Origin of the sequence: Pseudomonas sp. UBA6562, from assembly GCF_002434265.1 — a bacterium.
Taxonomy (GTDB): domain Bacteria; phylum Pseudomonadota; class Gammaproteobacteria; order Pseudomonadales; family Pseudomonadaceae; genus Aquipseudomonas.
Map to the genome: position 1 here is coordinate 62145 of NZ_DJJS01000008.1, position 13953 is coordinate 76097.

Annotated in this window: 13 protein-coding genes and 1 pseudogene; 4 read left to right on the forward strand and 10 right to left on the reverse strand. The window is 62.9% G+C overall.

Annotated features, from left to right (window positions below; translation table 11 throughout):
- Positions 1 to 113: 113 nt before the first annotated feature.
- Positions 114 to 1487, forward strand: coding sequence for a nucleotide 5'-monophosphate nucleosidase PpnN (gene ppnN / locus B4M43_RS16080; RefSeq protein ID WP_296268470.1), 1374 nt, complete (start codon positions 114 to 116; stop codon positions 1485 to 1487).
- A gap of 168 nt (positions 1488 to 1655) precedes the next feature.
- Positions 1656 to 2306, forward strand: coding sequence for a TIGR04211 family SH3 domain-containing protein (locus tag B4M43_RS16085; protein ID WP_296268471.1), 651 nt, complete (start codon positions 1656 to 1658; stop codon positions 2304 to 2306).
- An 8-nt stretch (positions 2307 to 2314) separates the two neighbouring features.
- Here the strand turns inward: B4M43_RS16085 and B4M43_RS16090 are convergent, their stop codons facing one another.
- The 6 genes and pseudogenes from B4M43_RS16090 to B4M43_RS16110 form a co-directional block, all read right to left on the reverse strand.
- Positions 2315 to 2938 carry an SMI1/KNR4 family protein gene (locus B4M43_RS16090; RefSeq protein WP_296268472.1) on the reverse strand — a complete coding sequence of 208 codons (624 nt, stop codon included), beginning with the start codon at positions 2936 to 2938 and terminating at the stop codon, positions 2315 to 2317.
- Positions 2939 to 3089: 151 nt separating this feature from the next.
- The gene (locus tag B4M43_RS21215) at positions 3090 to 3596 is read right to left on the reverse strand and encodes a methyl-accepting chemotaxis protein (RefSeq protein WP_414707873.1); all 507 of its coding nucleotides are present in this window, start codon (positions 3594 to 3596) and stop codon (positions 3090 to 3092) included.
- A 30-nt stretch (positions 3597 to 3626) separates the two neighbouring features.
- A pseudogene (locus B4M43_RS21220) lies at positions 3627 to 4403 on the reverse strand (PAS domain-containing protein); the annotation flags it as partial.
- Positions 4404 to 4445: 42 nt separating this feature from the next.
- Positions 4446 to 6233 carry an EAL domain-containing protein gene (locus B4M43_RS16100; RefSeq protein ID WP_296268474.1) on the reverse strand — a complete coding sequence of 596 codons (1788 nt, stop codon included), beginning with the start codon at positions 6231 to 6233 and terminating at the stop codon, positions 4446 to 4448.
- A 706-nt stretch (positions 6234 to 6939) separates the two neighbouring features.
- Positions 6940 to 7326 (reverse strand): termination factor Rho, encoded by a 387-nt coding sequence (locus B4M43_RS16105; protein ID WP_296268475.1) that lies wholly within the window; start codon positions 7324 to 7326, stop codon positions 6940 to 6942.
- A 102-nt stretch (positions 7327 to 7428) separates the two neighbouring features.
- The gene (locus tag B4M43_RS16110; RefSeq protein WP_296268476.1) at positions 7429 to 8208 is read right to left on the reverse strand and encodes a hypothetical protein; all 780 of its coding nucleotides are present in this window, start codon (positions 8206 to 8208) and stop codon (positions 7429 to 7431) included.
- Positions 8209 to 8455: 247 nt separating this feature from the next.
- On the opposite strand from B4M43_RS16110, the gene yghU reads away from it, so the two are divergent.
- Positions 8456 to 9292, forward strand: coding sequence for a glutathione-dependent disulfide-bond oxidoreductase (gene yghU, locus B4M43_RS16115; RefSeq protein ID WP_296268477.1), 837 nt, complete (start codon positions 8456 to 8458; stop codon positions 9290 to 9292).
- A 75-nt stretch (positions 9293 to 9367) separates the two neighbouring features.
- On the opposite strand, the gene B4M43_RS16120 is transcribed toward yghU, so the two are convergent.
- Entirely contained in the window at positions 9368 to 11338 is a 1971-nt protein-coding gene (locus B4M43_RS16120; protein ID WP_296268478.1) for a BCCT family transporter, read from the reverse strand.
- A gap of 426 nt (positions 11339 to 11764) precedes the next feature.
- Here B4M43_RS16120 and B4M43_RS16125 point away from each other — a divergent pair, with 426 nt between their 5' ends.
- A complete protein-coding gene (locus B4M43_RS16125; protein WP_296268479.1) occupies positions 11765 to 12097 on the forward strand; it encodes a hypothetical protein in 333 nt (110 codons plus the stop codon).
- A 57-nt stretch (positions 12098 to 12154) separates the two neighbouring features.
- On the opposite strand, the gene B4M43_RS16130 is transcribed toward B4M43_RS16125, so the two are convergent.
- The 3 genes from B4M43_RS16130 to B4M43_RS16140 all read right to left on the reverse strand — a co-directional run bounded on the left by B4M43_RS16130 (position 12155) and on the right by B4M43_RS16140 (position 13864).
- Entirely contained in the window at positions 12155 to 12454 is a 300-nt protein-coding gene (locus B4M43_RS16130; protein ID WP_296268480.1) for a hypothetical protein, read from the reverse strand.
- A gap of 140 nt (positions 12455 to 12594) precedes the next feature.
- Positions 12595 to 12915 carry a YbjQ family protein gene (locus tag B4M43_RS16135; protein WP_296268481.1) on the reverse strand — a complete coding sequence of 107 codons (321 nt, stop codon included), beginning with the start codon at positions 12913 to 12915 and terminating at the stop codon, positions 12595 to 12597.
- A 55-nt stretch (positions 12916 to 12970) separates the two neighbouring features.
- A complete protein-coding gene (locus B4M43_RS16140; RefSeq protein ID WP_296268482.1) occupies positions 12971 to 13864 on the reverse strand; it encodes an EamA family transporter in 894 nt (297 codons plus the stop codon).
- Positions 13865 to 13953 lie beyond the last annotated feature (89 nt).

A 13953-nucleotide genomic window follows, 5' to 3' on the forward strand; every position in this document is an offset into this window, starting at 1 on the left:
CGGGGTGTCTGGGTCGGGCACCGCAGGCTTTTCGCCTGCCCCCTCGTTGCCGCTCGGTTTTGTCGGTATGGTGGCGACAGAGAAGGATGTTCTACCTGCACAGGAAAGACCCAATGCCCACACGCAACGTCATCAACGCCTCCGTCAGCCCCAAAGGCAGCCTGGAGACGCTGTCGCAACGTGAAGTTCAGCAACTCAGCGAAGCCGGTTCCGGCACCCTCTACACCCTGTTCCGCCAGTGCGCCCTGGCCATCCTCAACACAGGCGCCCACGTCGACAACGCCAAGACCATCCTTGAGGCCTACCGCGACTTCGAAGTGCGCATCCACCAGCAGGACCGCGGCGTGCGCCTGGAGCTGCTGAACGCGCCGGCCGACGCCTTCGTCGACGGCGAAATGATCGCCAGCACCCGCGAAATGCTGTTCAGCGCCCTGCGCGACATCGTCTACACCGAGAGCGAGCTGGCCAGCCAGCGGATCGACCTGGAAAGCTCCCAGGGCATCACCGATTACGTCTTCCACCTGTTGCGCAACGCCCGCACCCTGCGCCCTGGCGTGGAGCCGAAGATGGTGGTGTGCTGGGGCGGGCATTCGATCAGCAGCGAGGAGTACCAGTACACCAAGAAGGTCGGCCACGAACTGGGCCTGCGCAAGCTCGACATCTGTACCGGCTGCGGCCCTGGCGTGATGAAAGGCCCGATGAAGGGCGCGACCATCGCCCACGCCAAGCAGCGCATGGCCGGCAGCCGCTACCTGGGCCTGACCGAGCCGGGCATCATCGCCGCCGAAGCGCCCAACCCGATCGTCAACGAACTGGTGATCCTGCCCGACATCGAAAAACGCCTGGAAGCCTTCGTGCGCGTAGGCCACGGCATCATCATCTTCCCCGGCGGCGCTGGCACGGCAGAGGAATTCCTCTACCTGCTGGGCATTCTCATGCACCCGGACAACGCCTCGCTGCCCTTCCCGGTCGTGCTGACCGGCCCGCGTAGCGCCGAAGCCTTCCTCATGCAGCTGCACGCCTTCGTAGGTGCCACCTTGGGCGAGCAGGCGCAGCAGCATTATCAGATCATCATCGACGACCCAGCCGCCGTGGCGCGGCACATGGTCGAAGGGCTCAAAGCGGTCAAGCAGTTCCGCCGCGAGCGCAACGACGCCTTCCATTTCAACTGGTTGCTCAAAATCGACGAGGGCTTCCAGCACCCGTTCGACCCGACCCACGAGAACATGGCCAACCTCAGCCTGCGCCGCGACCTGCCGCCCCACCAGCTGGCCGCCAACCTGCGCCGTGCCTTTTCCGGGATCGTCGCGGGCAACGTCAAGGACAACGGCATCCGCCTGATCGAGCGACACGGGCCGTACCAGATCCGCGGCGACAGCGCCGTGCTCGACCCGCTGGGGCGCTTGTTGCAGGCGTTCGTCGACCAACACCGGATGAAGTTGCCGGGCGGCGCTGCGTACGTGCCGTGCTATCAAGTGGTGAGCTGAATCGAGTTGGAGCGGCCGCTCGGCTGCTCCAACATCCGCCGTGTTTTCCTACACCCATTGGTGAACCTGCCGCTATAAAAATGGTCTTTGGCTGACGGTCAACCCACCCGACCGAATCACGGCCCGCTGCATGGGGCCTTCATTCGTCCCGTTCCAGCGAAGATCGACATGCCTGATTCCCGCCTTGCCCTCCCCGCCCTTGCCGTCCTGCGCGGTAGCCTGTTCGCCGCCCTGGTCGTGCTTGCCGCGCCGGCCCACGCCGAGACCCAGGCCAACGATGCCCGTTGGGTCAGCGACAGCCTGACCACCTATGTACGCAGCGGCCCCACGGACGGTCATCGCATCGTCGGCAACCTCAAATCCGGACAGAAAGTCACACTGTTGAGCACCCAAGGCAACTACAGCCAGGTACGTGGCGAAAATGGCGACCAGGTATGGATTCTCACCAGCGACCTGCAAGCCGTGCCCGGCCAGAACGAGCGCGTGCCGCAGCTCGAAGCCCAGGTCAACGAACTCTCCGGCCAGCTCAAGACCATCGACGACAGTTGGAAGAACCGCGTGCAAGGCATGCAGGAAACGCTCGATTCGCGCAAATCGCTGGTCGATGAGCTGCAAGCGCGCAATACCACCCTCAGCGAACAGCTCGACGAAAGCCAATCGGCCCTCAGAGACACCCAGGCACGTCTGGGCGATGAAAACAAACAGGTGATGATGCGCTACATGGTCTATGGCGGCAGCATCGCCGGCGCCGGGCTGCTGGCCGGCCTGATCCTTCCCGCCCTGACCCGCGGCCGCAAGCGCAACGACCGCTGGTTCTGAGCCGCGCCTCAGATCGGCGCTTGGGCGATGCGCGCGTTCCACTGCTCACGGAAACGTTCGCGCCATCCCGGGCTGCCACTGTCGAACCATTCGAGGGTGGCGGCGATGCTGTCGGGAGTGACCATGAAACGCTCGATATGGTCGGCCACGGTCGCGTCCGATAGGTGCAGCAGCGCCAGATAGGCGTCGAACGATTCGGCCAGCACCACGTACTCGTCGCCCTGCTGGCGCCGCCCGGTCCAGGCCGGCAGCCCGGCGACCATGGCCGCCACCTGCTGACGGCCTTCGCGCAGGTCCAACAGCAGCACGCTGGCGCCACCGTCGCGACCGATGGGCAACAGCCCGCTTGATGGAAAGCCGTCGGTTTCGCGCAACTGCTCAAGTTCGAACGGGTTGGCGCCCCATTCGCTCTGCGCATCGAGGCCGTACAGCGTAAAGCTCAGGACATCGCGCTCACCGCTGGCCAGGGTTACGATCACGTCGTAGTCGAGTTCGGCGCCGTTGATGCTGCGCAGGAACGCGCGATAGTCGTCAGGCAAGCGTGCGCCCAGCTGGGCCTCCAGCGAGGCGATGGCCTCTTCGCTGGCAGGCTGGCCAGTGTCTTCCAGCAAGAGTCCGCGGTATTGGGTCATGGATGGCTCCGGTAAGTCTGTATCAGGGTCGCCCAAGCGCTGCCAGTTGAGGCCGGACGGGATGTCGACGCTCGATGCCGCGCAGGTGGTCGAACCCTATGGGCTCGATGGCCGCGCGTGCTCGTTTCGTGGCCACACTTTACCCCGTGCCTCAGGACAGGTCCTGATTCACCTGACTGATCGCCTGCACCACACGTCTGGCCCCCTCCTTGATGTCGCTGATCGAAGTCCCGGCCTGGGACGCGAACGACAAACCGAGCGCAGCGCTGCTCTGGCTGTTCTCGATCTCCACGATCGCCTGGCTGGCCAGGGTCTGGTTCTGCGCAACCACGCCAACGATCTCTTCGGTGGCCTTGCTGGTACGCGCCGCCAGTTGCCGCACTTCATCGGCCACCACGGCGAAACCACGGCCCTGGTCGCCCGCACGCGCCGCCTCGATGGCGGCGTTGAGCGCCAGCAGGTTGGTTTGCGAAGCGATGCCGCCGATGGTCTGTACGATCGAACTGATCACCACCGACTGCTTGCCCAGCGCTTCGATGGTGACGGCGGCCGACTGCATCTGCTGCGACACGCTCTGCATGGTCGATACCGCTTGATCCACGACCGACGCGCCTTCGCTGGCGCTGACATCGGTGCGGTTGGACACCTCCAGGGCCATCTGTGCGGCGCGTCTGACCTCGTTCTCCCGCTGCACCTGGTCGGTCACCACCGAGGCGAACTTGACCACACGCACCAGGTTGCCTTCGGCATCGTTGACCGGGTTGTAGCTGGCTTCCAGCCATACCTCGCGGCCACGGCTGTCCAGGCGCTTGAAGCGTCCGTTGACGTACTGCCCGGCGTTGAGGGTGCGCCAGAATTCGGCATAGGCGGGGCTTGCCGCGTATTCGGGTTCGCAGAACATGCGGTGATGTTCGCCCACGACTTGATTGAGGCTATAGCCCATGCTGGCGAGGAACTGCTCGTTGGCCCCCAGCACCGTGCCATTGAGATTGAACTGGATGGTCGCGGTCGAACGCAGCAACGCATCGAGCAACGCCTGGTTTTCCCGCGCCAGACTGACTTCGGTAGACACGTCGCAGCCATAGCCGACGATCTGCTGCAGGGCACCCTGCGCATCGCGCACCGGGTGCCAGGTCAGGCGCAACCAGGCCAGGCTGCCGTTGGCACGCAGGAAGCGGTAGTCGTCACGCACCGGGACGCCCGCCGCGATGGCTTTGGCATAGGCATGGAAGCACGGCAGCCTGGATACGTAGCCAGGCACCAGCTGGGACAGCTTCTGGCCGAGGACCTGCGCGTCGGGATAGCCCAGAGCCTGGGTGAAGGCGGCGTTGCATTCGATGACGCGGTTATCGGCATCCAGCCTGACGACGATACCGGCCTGGTCCATCAGGCTCAGCAGCTGCACGGCGCGCGCAAGATCGGCTTCGCGCTCGGCCAACGTAGCTTTCAGATGCCGGTTGAACATGATCAAGACCTACTGTGGATTGAAGGGAAGGTGGCGGCGGCTTCAGGCAAGGGCCCGTGCCGCGCCGGCCGTGTGCAGCCAGGCTTCGAACGCTGCGCTGGGCATGGGCCGGGCGATCAGGAAACCCTGCGCTTCGTGACAGCCCAACGCGCGCACATGGGACAACTGTTCGAGCGTTTCGACGCCTTCGGCGGTCACGCGGTATCCCAGCTCGATCGACAGCTCGACGATGGTTCTAACCAGGATGCGTTCGCGCGAGCAGGCCGCCGACTGTTGGATCAGCGAACGGTCGAGCTTGACCACCGAAGCCGGGATGCGGCTGAGGTAGGCCCAATTGCTGTAGCCGGTACCGAAATCGTCGATGGCAATGTCGATGTTGGCCGCGCGCGCGCGCGCCAGTTGCTGCTGGACCATTTCGAGGTGCTCCACCAACAGGCTTTCGGTGAACTCCAACTGCACCCGCGTGCTGCTCAACCCATGACGTTCAAGGCCGGCCAGCAACGCATCCATGAAGGCGGGGCTTTCCAGATCGCCGGCGCTGACGTTCATGCTCACGCTGAAATCCTGGCCGCGCGTGCGCCGCAGGATCGCAAGCACCTCGTTCATCACCCAATGGCTGAGCAATGGCATCAAGGCGGTCTTTTCCACCAGAGGAATGAATTCGGCCGGCGAAATGGCGCCGAGTTCGGGGTGCTGCCAGCGCAACAGCGCCTCGGCCGAGCAACAGGCACCGCTGAGCAGATCGATACGCGGCTGCAGGTGCAGCTGCAACTGATCGTCGCCCAGCAGCGCCGTGCTCAACGACGACAACAGGATGAAGGCACGCCGCTGCGCAGCGTCGGCTTCCGGCTGGTAGCCCGCATAGCGCGTGGGGTTGCGCCGCGCGGCGTCGGCGGCGGCTACTACGCGGCGCAGCCACTCCAGGTCGGCGCCGTCGCCATCGCCTTCACTTTCGCCGATGTGGCCGACCCCAACCCCCACGTCCAAGGGCACCGGTATGCCGTGGCACTCGATGGGTTCTTGCAACGTCTTGACCATGCGCGCAGCCAGGGCCTCGACGTCGTACTGGGCGGGCACCAAGGTGCCGAAACGCGTGGGGCTGATACGGTACAGCTGCAGGTCAGGATCGACTTGGCGAACCAGGCGTTCCTTGATCTGCAAGGTCAGGTCATGGGCGAAGTTGTACCCCAGGGCCTTGACCACTTCATTGAGCGTCGACGCCTGGATCACGTCGAAGGCCATCAGGCTGAAGCGCTCGCGCCGCGCCAGGCGGTCCTTGACGTCGCATTCGAGCTTGATGCGGTTGAGCAGCCCAGTCGGGTGGTCGAGGAAATTACGCTGGCGGATACCGTCGATGATACGCATGGCGCACTCGGCGAAGCTGGCCAGCATGGCCCGGTCGGTGGCGTTCATGGCAGGGCGCGCGACCGTGTCGATGATGCAGAAGCTGCCGATGGCGAACGCCTGCTCGACCATCAGCGGTACGCCGCAGTAATAGCGGATACCCGGCTCGTCAGTAACCAGCGGGTTGGCTGCGAAACGCGGGTCGACCGACGCGTCGAGCACTTCGAACGGCTGCGTGTGCACGATGGTATGGGCGCAGAACGAAACGTCGCGGTCCGTGCTGTCGGCGGCCAGGCCGGTTTTGGCCATGAACCACTGCTGGCGGTCGCTGACGATCGAGACCAGGCAGATGGGCGCCTTGAAATAGGCGCTGGCCAGTTCCACCAAGGGCCGCAGCTCGCCGCGGGCGTCGTCGTGCATCACGCACAGCCCGACGAGCTTGGCCAGACGCTGCTGTTCGTTGAAAGGGATGGGTACGCCGTTCATTGCACCCTCGTTGGCCTGGTCGCAGTTCGCATAAAGGCAGCATCACAAAAAATCGAAAACAGCGCCATCATTTCGCCATTAATGTTTTCAATGACGGGCTGTGAAAGGGCGGGACATTGAAAATTATTCAAGAAATAGCCTGCGAGAATCGATAACTGACAGAACTTTGATACGTCAAAAACCGTTGACTGGAAGGTTCAAGCGCCCTAAATATGGGACCGATCCTGGTTCATGGCTAAGAGCCACCAAGCAGACAGGCGCCCTGCCCGATCGTTCCGCATGGCCTCCTTGTTTCAGCAAATTAAAAACGATCGATACTCGCCGGATAATTGCCGCCATTAACCTGACGGACGAAGCATTTCGATTGAGGACGACGCAGGTATATTTATTTTTATATCGACCGCCCAGCATAAATCTGTAAGCGCTCTATGCCAGAAATTCCGGAGTGCGTTTAATTAACAACGGCAACAGCATCAAACTCATACATAACTAATACTTAAGCATTAATGCTCAGGCTAGGTCTTCTTAGCGAGCAGACCTTGGATTCGCCCGCTGACCGAGCACTGGCATGCGCTGTTGCGCCGATCAAGAAACGAAGTTCGGAAGCGGACACGCAACATGCGCTCGCCTTGAACTGCATGAGCCTTTGCTATCTAGGCAGACGCCCGGACTCTGGCTTTGCACGCAGAGCCCAGCGTCTGGCGCCTCACTGCTTGGCGTGATGCTGCAAGGCGGCGATCAGTTCGGCTTTGCTCATGCTCGACCGCCCTTTGATGTCCTGGGTACGCGCCTGCTTGAGCAAACTCTCCTTGGTCTGCGATTCCAACGACGCCTCGGACATACGATCATGCCCTTCACGGGACTTGGCAGCGCGCTTGGCCGAGTCCGAGCGTGCGCTGGCCTTTGCGCTATTGGACGTTTTACGCCCCGAGCCGCCAGCCTTCTCACCACCGCCCGACTGCTTGTTGACCGTGGCCCAGGCGCGGGCCTGGGCTTGCTCGGCCGACAGCCCCTCGCTCTGGTATTGCTGCTCGATATGTTCGGCCTTGCGTTTCTGCTTGGCGGTGTATTTGGTTTTGTCACCCTGAGGCATGAGGTTCGCTCCTGATGGTTGGGCCTGAGTGGTAGAAGGGCCAAGCCGCTGAGGAGTGCCTGGCTTTGGACCAGCGGTTGGGCGCGCGATGAGCGCCGCCGGTCATTCCACGTAACGTAACCACAGGTGTCGCTGCCCGCTCACAGCACATATCACGACCCTGATCAACGCATCCCGTTGCGCCGCTTCGACGTTGTAGAGGGCGGCAAAGGCTTGGGCCACCGCCGTCGCCGTCGCCGCATCGGCCGGTGCGTCACGCAGCAGGCCGAGGTAGGTCGCGCCCACACCGAACAAGCCATAGCCTAGGCCTTGCAGACGACTGACTACAGCGTGGTTCATGGCCGGGTCGAGATCGCTTTCGAAATAGCCGTTGGGGAACGCCACCAGCGCATCGGCGCTGTTGAGCACCGGCACCACCAACGCGATGAGGGGTTGCTCGACCACCGCCAGCGGCGCGCGCTGCGCTTGGACCCAACCCTGTAACGCCTCGTCGTCGAGGGTCAGGCCGTGGGCGCAGGCATCGGCGAAGGTAGTGGCGACGACATGTTGGCGCAGATTGCGCAGGCACATGGCAAATTCAGCCTTGCAACTGGTATAGCCGACGTATTCGCCGTGCTCGAAACAGCAGGCAGGCAGATGGGCCAGTTCGGTGGCATCGGGTTGGTCGAGGCCCAAGCCCAACCGCGCGTGCCCGCTGGTATAGCGCGCCTGGTCGAGATCGTCGAGCGACATCACGATGGTGCAGCCGGGATGCTCGAGCATCAGCCGCTGACGGGCGTCGAGCAGGTCGTCGAAGCGCTTGAGGCCAGTCAGGCCGTATTCGTCGCAAGTGCCTGCAGAAGGATTGTCCAAGCGGGTATTGCCGAAAAACTCGGTCTTCATCGAAGCCTCTTTGCGGTAAGGATCATGATGGGTAGTCTGCTGCATAACGCACGCAGTGCGCAGTTTTCGTGGCAAGCGCAGAGCGGCAACGGTGGCCGGCGCCACGTATGGCGATCACGCCGCGGCCCAGGGGCCTCTCCGCTCGCGGCGTGCTTGCCGGCCTGACTTCTCCGACCGCGTTCGAACCCCACTCACCCTCGCCGGTCCACTCCAAGACGCATCATCTTTTCCACACCGAGGAGCCCTCATGAGCAATGCCTACGTCCCCCCCAAGGTCTGGCGCAACGACGCCGCCTCCGGTGGCAAATTCGCCAGCACCAACCGTCCGGTCGCCGGCCCGACCCACGAGAAGGAACTACCGGTCGGCAAGCAGCCCTTGCAGCTGTATTCGCTGGCGACGCCCAACGGCGTCAAGGTCACCATCCTGCTCGAAGAACTGCTTGCCCTGGGCCACACTGGCGCGGAATACGACGCGTGGTTGATCCGCATCGGTGAGGGCGATCAGTTCTCCAGCGGCTTCGTCAACGTGAACCCCAACTCGAAGATTCCCGCCCTGCTCGACCTCAGTGTCGAGCCGCCGCAGCGGGTGTTCGAGTCCGGCTCGATCCTGCTGTATCTCGCGGAAAAGTTCGGCGCCCTGCTGCCCACCGAGTCCGTGGCGCGCACCGAAACGCTCAATTGGCTGTTCTGGCAGATGGGTGCGGCGCCCTATCTGGGCGGCGGTTTTGGCCACTTCTACGTGTATGCGCCGGAGAAGATCGAATACGCCATCAACCGCTTCACCATGGAGGCCAAGCGTCAACTCGACGTCCTCGACCGGCGCCTGGAAGAAAGCCCTTACCTGGGCGGCAACGACTACAGCATCGCCGACATCGCGGTGTGGTCGTGGTACGGCCAGCTGGTCAAGGGAACGGTGTACAACGCAGCCGAATTCCTTGCCGTCGAAGAGTACCCGCATGTGTTGCGCTGGGCCGAGACCATCGCCGCACGGCCCGCCGTGCAGCGTGGTTTGCGGGTCAACCGCACCTGGGGGGACGAGCGGACCCAAGTGCCGGAGCGCCACAGCGCGGCCGACTTGGACTGAGGCATGGACAAGGCGTGCGTAGCGCAGCCGATGTCCCGCACGGAAAAGGGCCGCTTTCGCGGCCCTTTTTTCATCTCATCCCACCAGGTGCAGGAAGTGCAGGTGGCGCTCGTAGTGATCGAGGATGTCGCCGATCACTTCGTCCTTCGACCAGCCCATGACGTCGTGGTCCTGGCCGCCTTCGCGCAAATGCACTTCGGCACGGAAATACTTGCGCTCCTCGCCGTCGGCCTCGCTGCTGACGAAGCTGGGCATCGCATAGGCTTGCGGGCGGATCTGGTAGACGAAAGTGTCTTCGCTCGGCCCGACCTTGAGCGTCACATCGCCCTCCTCGCCTTGCTCTACGACGCATTCATAACCCTGGCGGCGCCATTCTTCGGCGACCGACTGACAAGCCGGCAACCCGACGTCGCTGATGAAGCGCAGCACGTGGGAACGACGCGGGAACATCGCCAAAGTGCGCAAGCGGCGCTGCCAATTGCTGGCCCCTCGCGAAGCAGTCGGCGAAATCGCCAGCGCCTGATGGCGTAGCCCGCGCTTGGTGGCATCGAGCTTCAATGCCTTGAGCAATCCACGCATGCTGAACAGCAAAGCGATGGTGAACGGTAAGGCACTGGCGATGGTGGCGGTCTGCAAGGCCGTCAGGCCATCGGCAAGCAACAACGCGATGGCTACCAGGCCCATGCTCGACGCCCAGAAGATGCGCTGGCGGACCGGCGTGTTTTCCTGCCCGCCCGAGGCCAGCATGTCGACCACCATGGCGCCGGAATCGGCCGAAGTGACGAAGAACACCACCACCATGACGATGGCCAAGGTGCTGATCACGCTGGAGAACGGGAAGTGTTCGAGGAAGGCGAACAAGGCCAGTGACGTGTCGCGGTTCACCGCTTCTGCCAAGTCGGTGAAGCCCTGGTCGAGGATCATGTGGATGGCGGTGTTGCCGAACACGGTCATCCATAGCAGGGTGAAGCCGGTCGGCACCAACAGCACCCCCGTGACGAACTCGCGGATGGTGCGGCCGCGGGAAATGCGCGCGATGAACAGGCCCACGAAGGGCGACCAGGCCAGCCACCAGCCCCAGTAGAAGAGCGTCCAGCCGCCGATCCAGTCGGTCGGTTGATAGGCGTTGAGGTTCAAGGTGCGGCTGACGATTTCGCTCAGGTAGCCACCGGTGTTCTGCACGAAAGTCTGCAGGATGAGCACGGTCGGTCCCAGGACCATCACCATCAGCAGCAACAGCACCGCCAGGCCCAGGTTGAGCTCGGACAGTCGGCGAATACCTTTGTCCAGGCCGGACACCACCGACAACGTAGCGAGGAACGTCGTGCCGATGATCAACGCGATCTGCACCGGAATCGACACCGGGACACCGAACAGTGCGTTGAGACCGGTGTTGATCTGCGACACGCCAAAGCCCAGCGAAGTCGCTACGCCGAGCACCGTACCGATGATGGCGAAGATGTCCACGGCATGCCCGATCGGGCCGTAAATGCGCTCGCCGATGAGTGGATAGAGCGCCGAACGCAAGGTCAGCGGCAAGCCATGGCGGAAGCTGAAGTAGGCCAGAATCAGCGCCACGATGGCGTAGATCGCCCAGGCGTGCAGGCCCCAGTGGAAGAAGGTGATGCGCATGGCTTCGCCCGCCGCCTGCACCGTACCGCCGTCGCCGAAGGGCGGCTTGGCGAAATGCATGACCGGCTCGGCGACGCCGAAGAACATCAGGCCGATGCCCATACCGGCCGAGAACAGCATGGCGAACCAGGTGGCGCTGCTGTAGTCGGGGGTGCTGTGGTCGGGGCCGAGCTTGATGTCGCCGTAGCGGCTGACCCCCAGAAAGACCACGGTACCGAGAACGATCGCCACCGCAAGGATGTAGAACCAACTGACGTTGCCGATGATCCAGCCCTGAATATGACCGAACAGCGCTTGCGCATGGGTTTGAAACACACTGGCGTAGATCACCAAGGCCAACAGCAAGAGCGCTGCTATCCAAAAGACGGGGGGATTGATGCTGGGTTTGCTTTCAGGGTCAGGCTTTGTCGGCATGCGGGCGAAGCTCCTTGTCTGTGGTCTCGACGACACTTTTTTGGGTGCGGCTTTTTCCTGACCCCTTTCCAAGGGCAGGGTTCGCCTTGACGGCGACGTCGGCGTTGAAACGGCAAAATTGCGCGCCAGCCTACACGACTAAAGCGATTGTTCGACAATATGTAGTGACTAGAAATTTTCACTACAAAATTATTGACGACCTTCCAGAAGTTTGGGCATGATCGAGCCGTCTCCCTGATCGGGGACACTGGCACGGGTATTCCAGACGGCCTGCGCGGTAACGCAGGCCGTCTCTGGAGCGGGAACTGTCCAAAAGACAGCGTGAGAAAGCCCCTGTTGCAACGCTGCGGTAGCAGCTTTGGTAGTGCGCTACACGCCTGTGGCGAACACTCGGAACGACACCAGACAATGGGTAATGGGGGCTTTATGATGAACCTGAACGACAAACCGACCATCGATCAATTGGCCCAGCTGTTCGCCGCGCGCAAGGACAGCTTCGACGACCACCTGCTGTGGCTCAGCCAGACCGGCGAGGTACGCCTCGACCGCCTGCCGCCCAACTCCCACGAAGAACAGTTCGAGGCCCACCTGCCGAGCATGCGCGCGCGCTTCAAGGTGTACCGCCGCGGCCAGGGCTTCGTGGGGCGCAAGGCGGCAGCTGACACCGAATTCGTGGCACGGGTGCTGCAAACGTTGCAACAGGAATGGCCCGCGGCCCGCGAGCGCGATGCGGTGAAAGTGATCGAATCGGTGGAGTGACGCCACCGGCGCTACAACCTGACGCCCGGCCCCTGGTCGGGCGTTTCTGCGACCGCGTCAGGCCTTGCGTCGAGCCACCGACGGCAGCTCGACGGCGCCGGTCGCCAAGGCCCGTGCGCGGTCCACACCCCAGACCATGGCGCGGGTCATGGTTTCTCCCGGCCGCTGGCGATAATACTCTTCGCGGATCGCCGTACCTTCGCGGTTGTACAGGCCCAGGAACAGCTGTGTGGCGCCCAGGCGCGACAAGCGCACCTGGACCTCAAACGAAGTGCCGTCGCTGAGTGCCTCGTCATGGCAACGACTGTGCAGGTTGGCATCGGCCCACTGCCAGTAAGTATCTTCCCTGACTCTCATAGGGTTTCTCCGGTGGACATTGCTGAAATGTCCGACAGAAAAACACACCTGCACAGGCCTCACGAGCGCGATGCGCCAATCCCCTGCCCAGGATCAATGAATCGACCGAAAACAGGCGCCGTTGAGCCGATTGCGAAGCTTCACGCCAAGCGTACCGCCGTACCACTGGCGAACATCACCACCATCCCGCCCTGCGCGCTGGGCATGCTGATTTCGAAGTTCACCCCGACCACCGCGTCCGCACCCAATTGCTGGGCATGCCGCTGCAACTCGTCAGTGGCCTGCTCGCGTGCCGTGCGCAACGCGCTTTCGAGCGTTTGCGAGCGCCCGCCGAAAACGTCGCGAAAGCGCGCGAAGAAATCACGCACGAAGTTGACGCCCTGCACCGACTGGGCGCTGACCACGCCGAGGTACTGGGCGACCGGACGACCGTCGATCTGTGAGGTTGTGGTAACGATCATGTCGAGCCTCCAAGCCGATACAAAGCGCCGATCCTAGCAGATTGCCCGGCCTACCTCAGGTAGTGTGGTCACGGCGTGTGTGAAACCGTTGTGCCAGTCGCGGACCGAACACATTGATCAGCAGCCCCATCATCACCAGCCCCCCACCCCAACACTGCAACGCCGTCAGCCGCTCGCCCAGCAACCAGGCCGACGAACTCAACCCGATGACCGGCACCAGCAAGGAAAACGGCGCCACCTTGCCGGCCGGGTGCCGCGACAGCAAGGCGCCCCATAGGCTGTAACCGACCATGGTAGCGATGAAGGCCAGGTACCCCAGGGCCAACAGCGAATTCAGCGAGATGTTCAGCAGCGCATGGCTGATCGCCTCGGGCCCCTCCAGCCACCACGACAGCGCCAGGAACGGCAGCGGTGGAATCAAGCCGCCCCAGACCACCAGGGCCACCAGGTCCACCGAACCGAAGCGTCGGGTGATGATGTTGCCCATGCCCCACATCGCGCCCCCGCACAGGGTCAGCAGCAAGGCGATCAGCGGCACGTGGGCACTGTCTTCGCTACCGATCACCGCCAGCCCCGCGGCCGCCACCAACAAGCCCAGCACACTCGCCGGGCGCAATCGCTCACCGAGAAACAGCGCAGCGAAGCCGAGCGTGAAGAACGCCTGGGATTGCAGCACCAACGACGCCAGCCCAGGCGGCATGCCGCTGTACATGGCTTGGAAAAGAAAGGCGAACTGCCCCAGTGAAATGGTCGCGCCATAGGCCACCAGCCAGCGCCACGGCAGCTTGGGCCGTTTGATCAACAACACGGCGGGAAACGCCACCAGCAAAAAGCGCAGCGCGCCGAGTAACATCGGCGGCAAGCCATCGAGGCCGACCTTGATGACGACGAAGTTGACACCCCACGCGACGATCACCACCAGGGCGATCAGCAGGTCCTTGAGCGGCACGGTTGGCTTCCTTATGCAGACTTTTTATAGAAACATCTAGAAACAGCATAACGCGACAGCGCCTGAGCCGTGCGGCACAGATGGCTCTA

Excerpts from the sequence above, each read along its gene's own strand:
- ppnN (WP_296268470.1), top strand. The coding sequence starts at position 114 with ATGCCCACACGCAACGTCATCAACGCCTCCGTCAGCCCCAAAGGCAGC.
- B4M43_RS16085 (WP_296268471.1), top strand. The coding sequence starts at position 1,656 with ATGCCTGATTCCCGCCTTGCCCTCCCCGCCCTTGCCGTCCTGCGCGGT.
- B4M43_RS16090 (WP_296268472.1), bottom strand. The coding sequence starts at position 2,938 with ATGACCCAATACCGCGGACTCTTGCTGGAAGACACTGGCCAGCCTGCC.
- B4M43_RS21215 (WP_414707873.1), bottom strand. The coding sequence starts at position 3,596 with ATGGCCCTGGAGGTGTCCAACCGCACCGATGTCAGCGCCAGCGAAGGC.
- B4M43_RS16100 (WP_296268474.1), bottom strand. The coding sequence starts at position 6,233 with ATGAACGGCGTACCCATCCCTTTCAACGAACAGCAGCGTCTGGCCAAG.
- B4M43_RS16105 (WP_296268475.1), bottom strand. The coding sequence starts at position 7,326 with ATGCCTCAGGGTGACAAAACCAAATACACCGCCAAGCAGAAACGCAAG.
- B4M43_RS16110 (WP_296268476.1), bottom strand. The coding sequence starts at position 8,208 with ATGAAGACCGAGTTTTTCGGCAATACCCGCTTGGACAATCCTTCTGCA.
- yghU (WP_296268477.1), top strand. The coding sequence starts at position 8,456 with ATGAGCAATGCCTACGTCCCCCCCAAGGTCTGGCGCAACGACGCCGCC.
- B4M43_RS16120 (WP_296268478.1), bottom strand. The coding sequence starts at position 11,338 with ATGCCGACAAAGCCTGACCCTGAAAGCAAACCCAGCATCAATCCCCCC.
- B4M43_RS16125 (WP_296268479.1), top strand. The coding sequence starts at position 11,765 with ATGATGAACCTGAACGACAAACCGACCATCGATCAATTGGCCCAGCTG.
- B4M43_RS16130 (WP_296268480.1), bottom strand. The coding sequence starts at position 12,454 with ATGAGAGTCAGGGAAGATACTTACTGGCAGTGGGCCGATGCCAACCTG.
- B4M43_RS16135 (WP_296268481.1), bottom strand. The coding sequence starts at position 12,915 with ATGATCGTTACCACAACCTCACAGATCGACGGTCGTCCGGTCGCCCAG.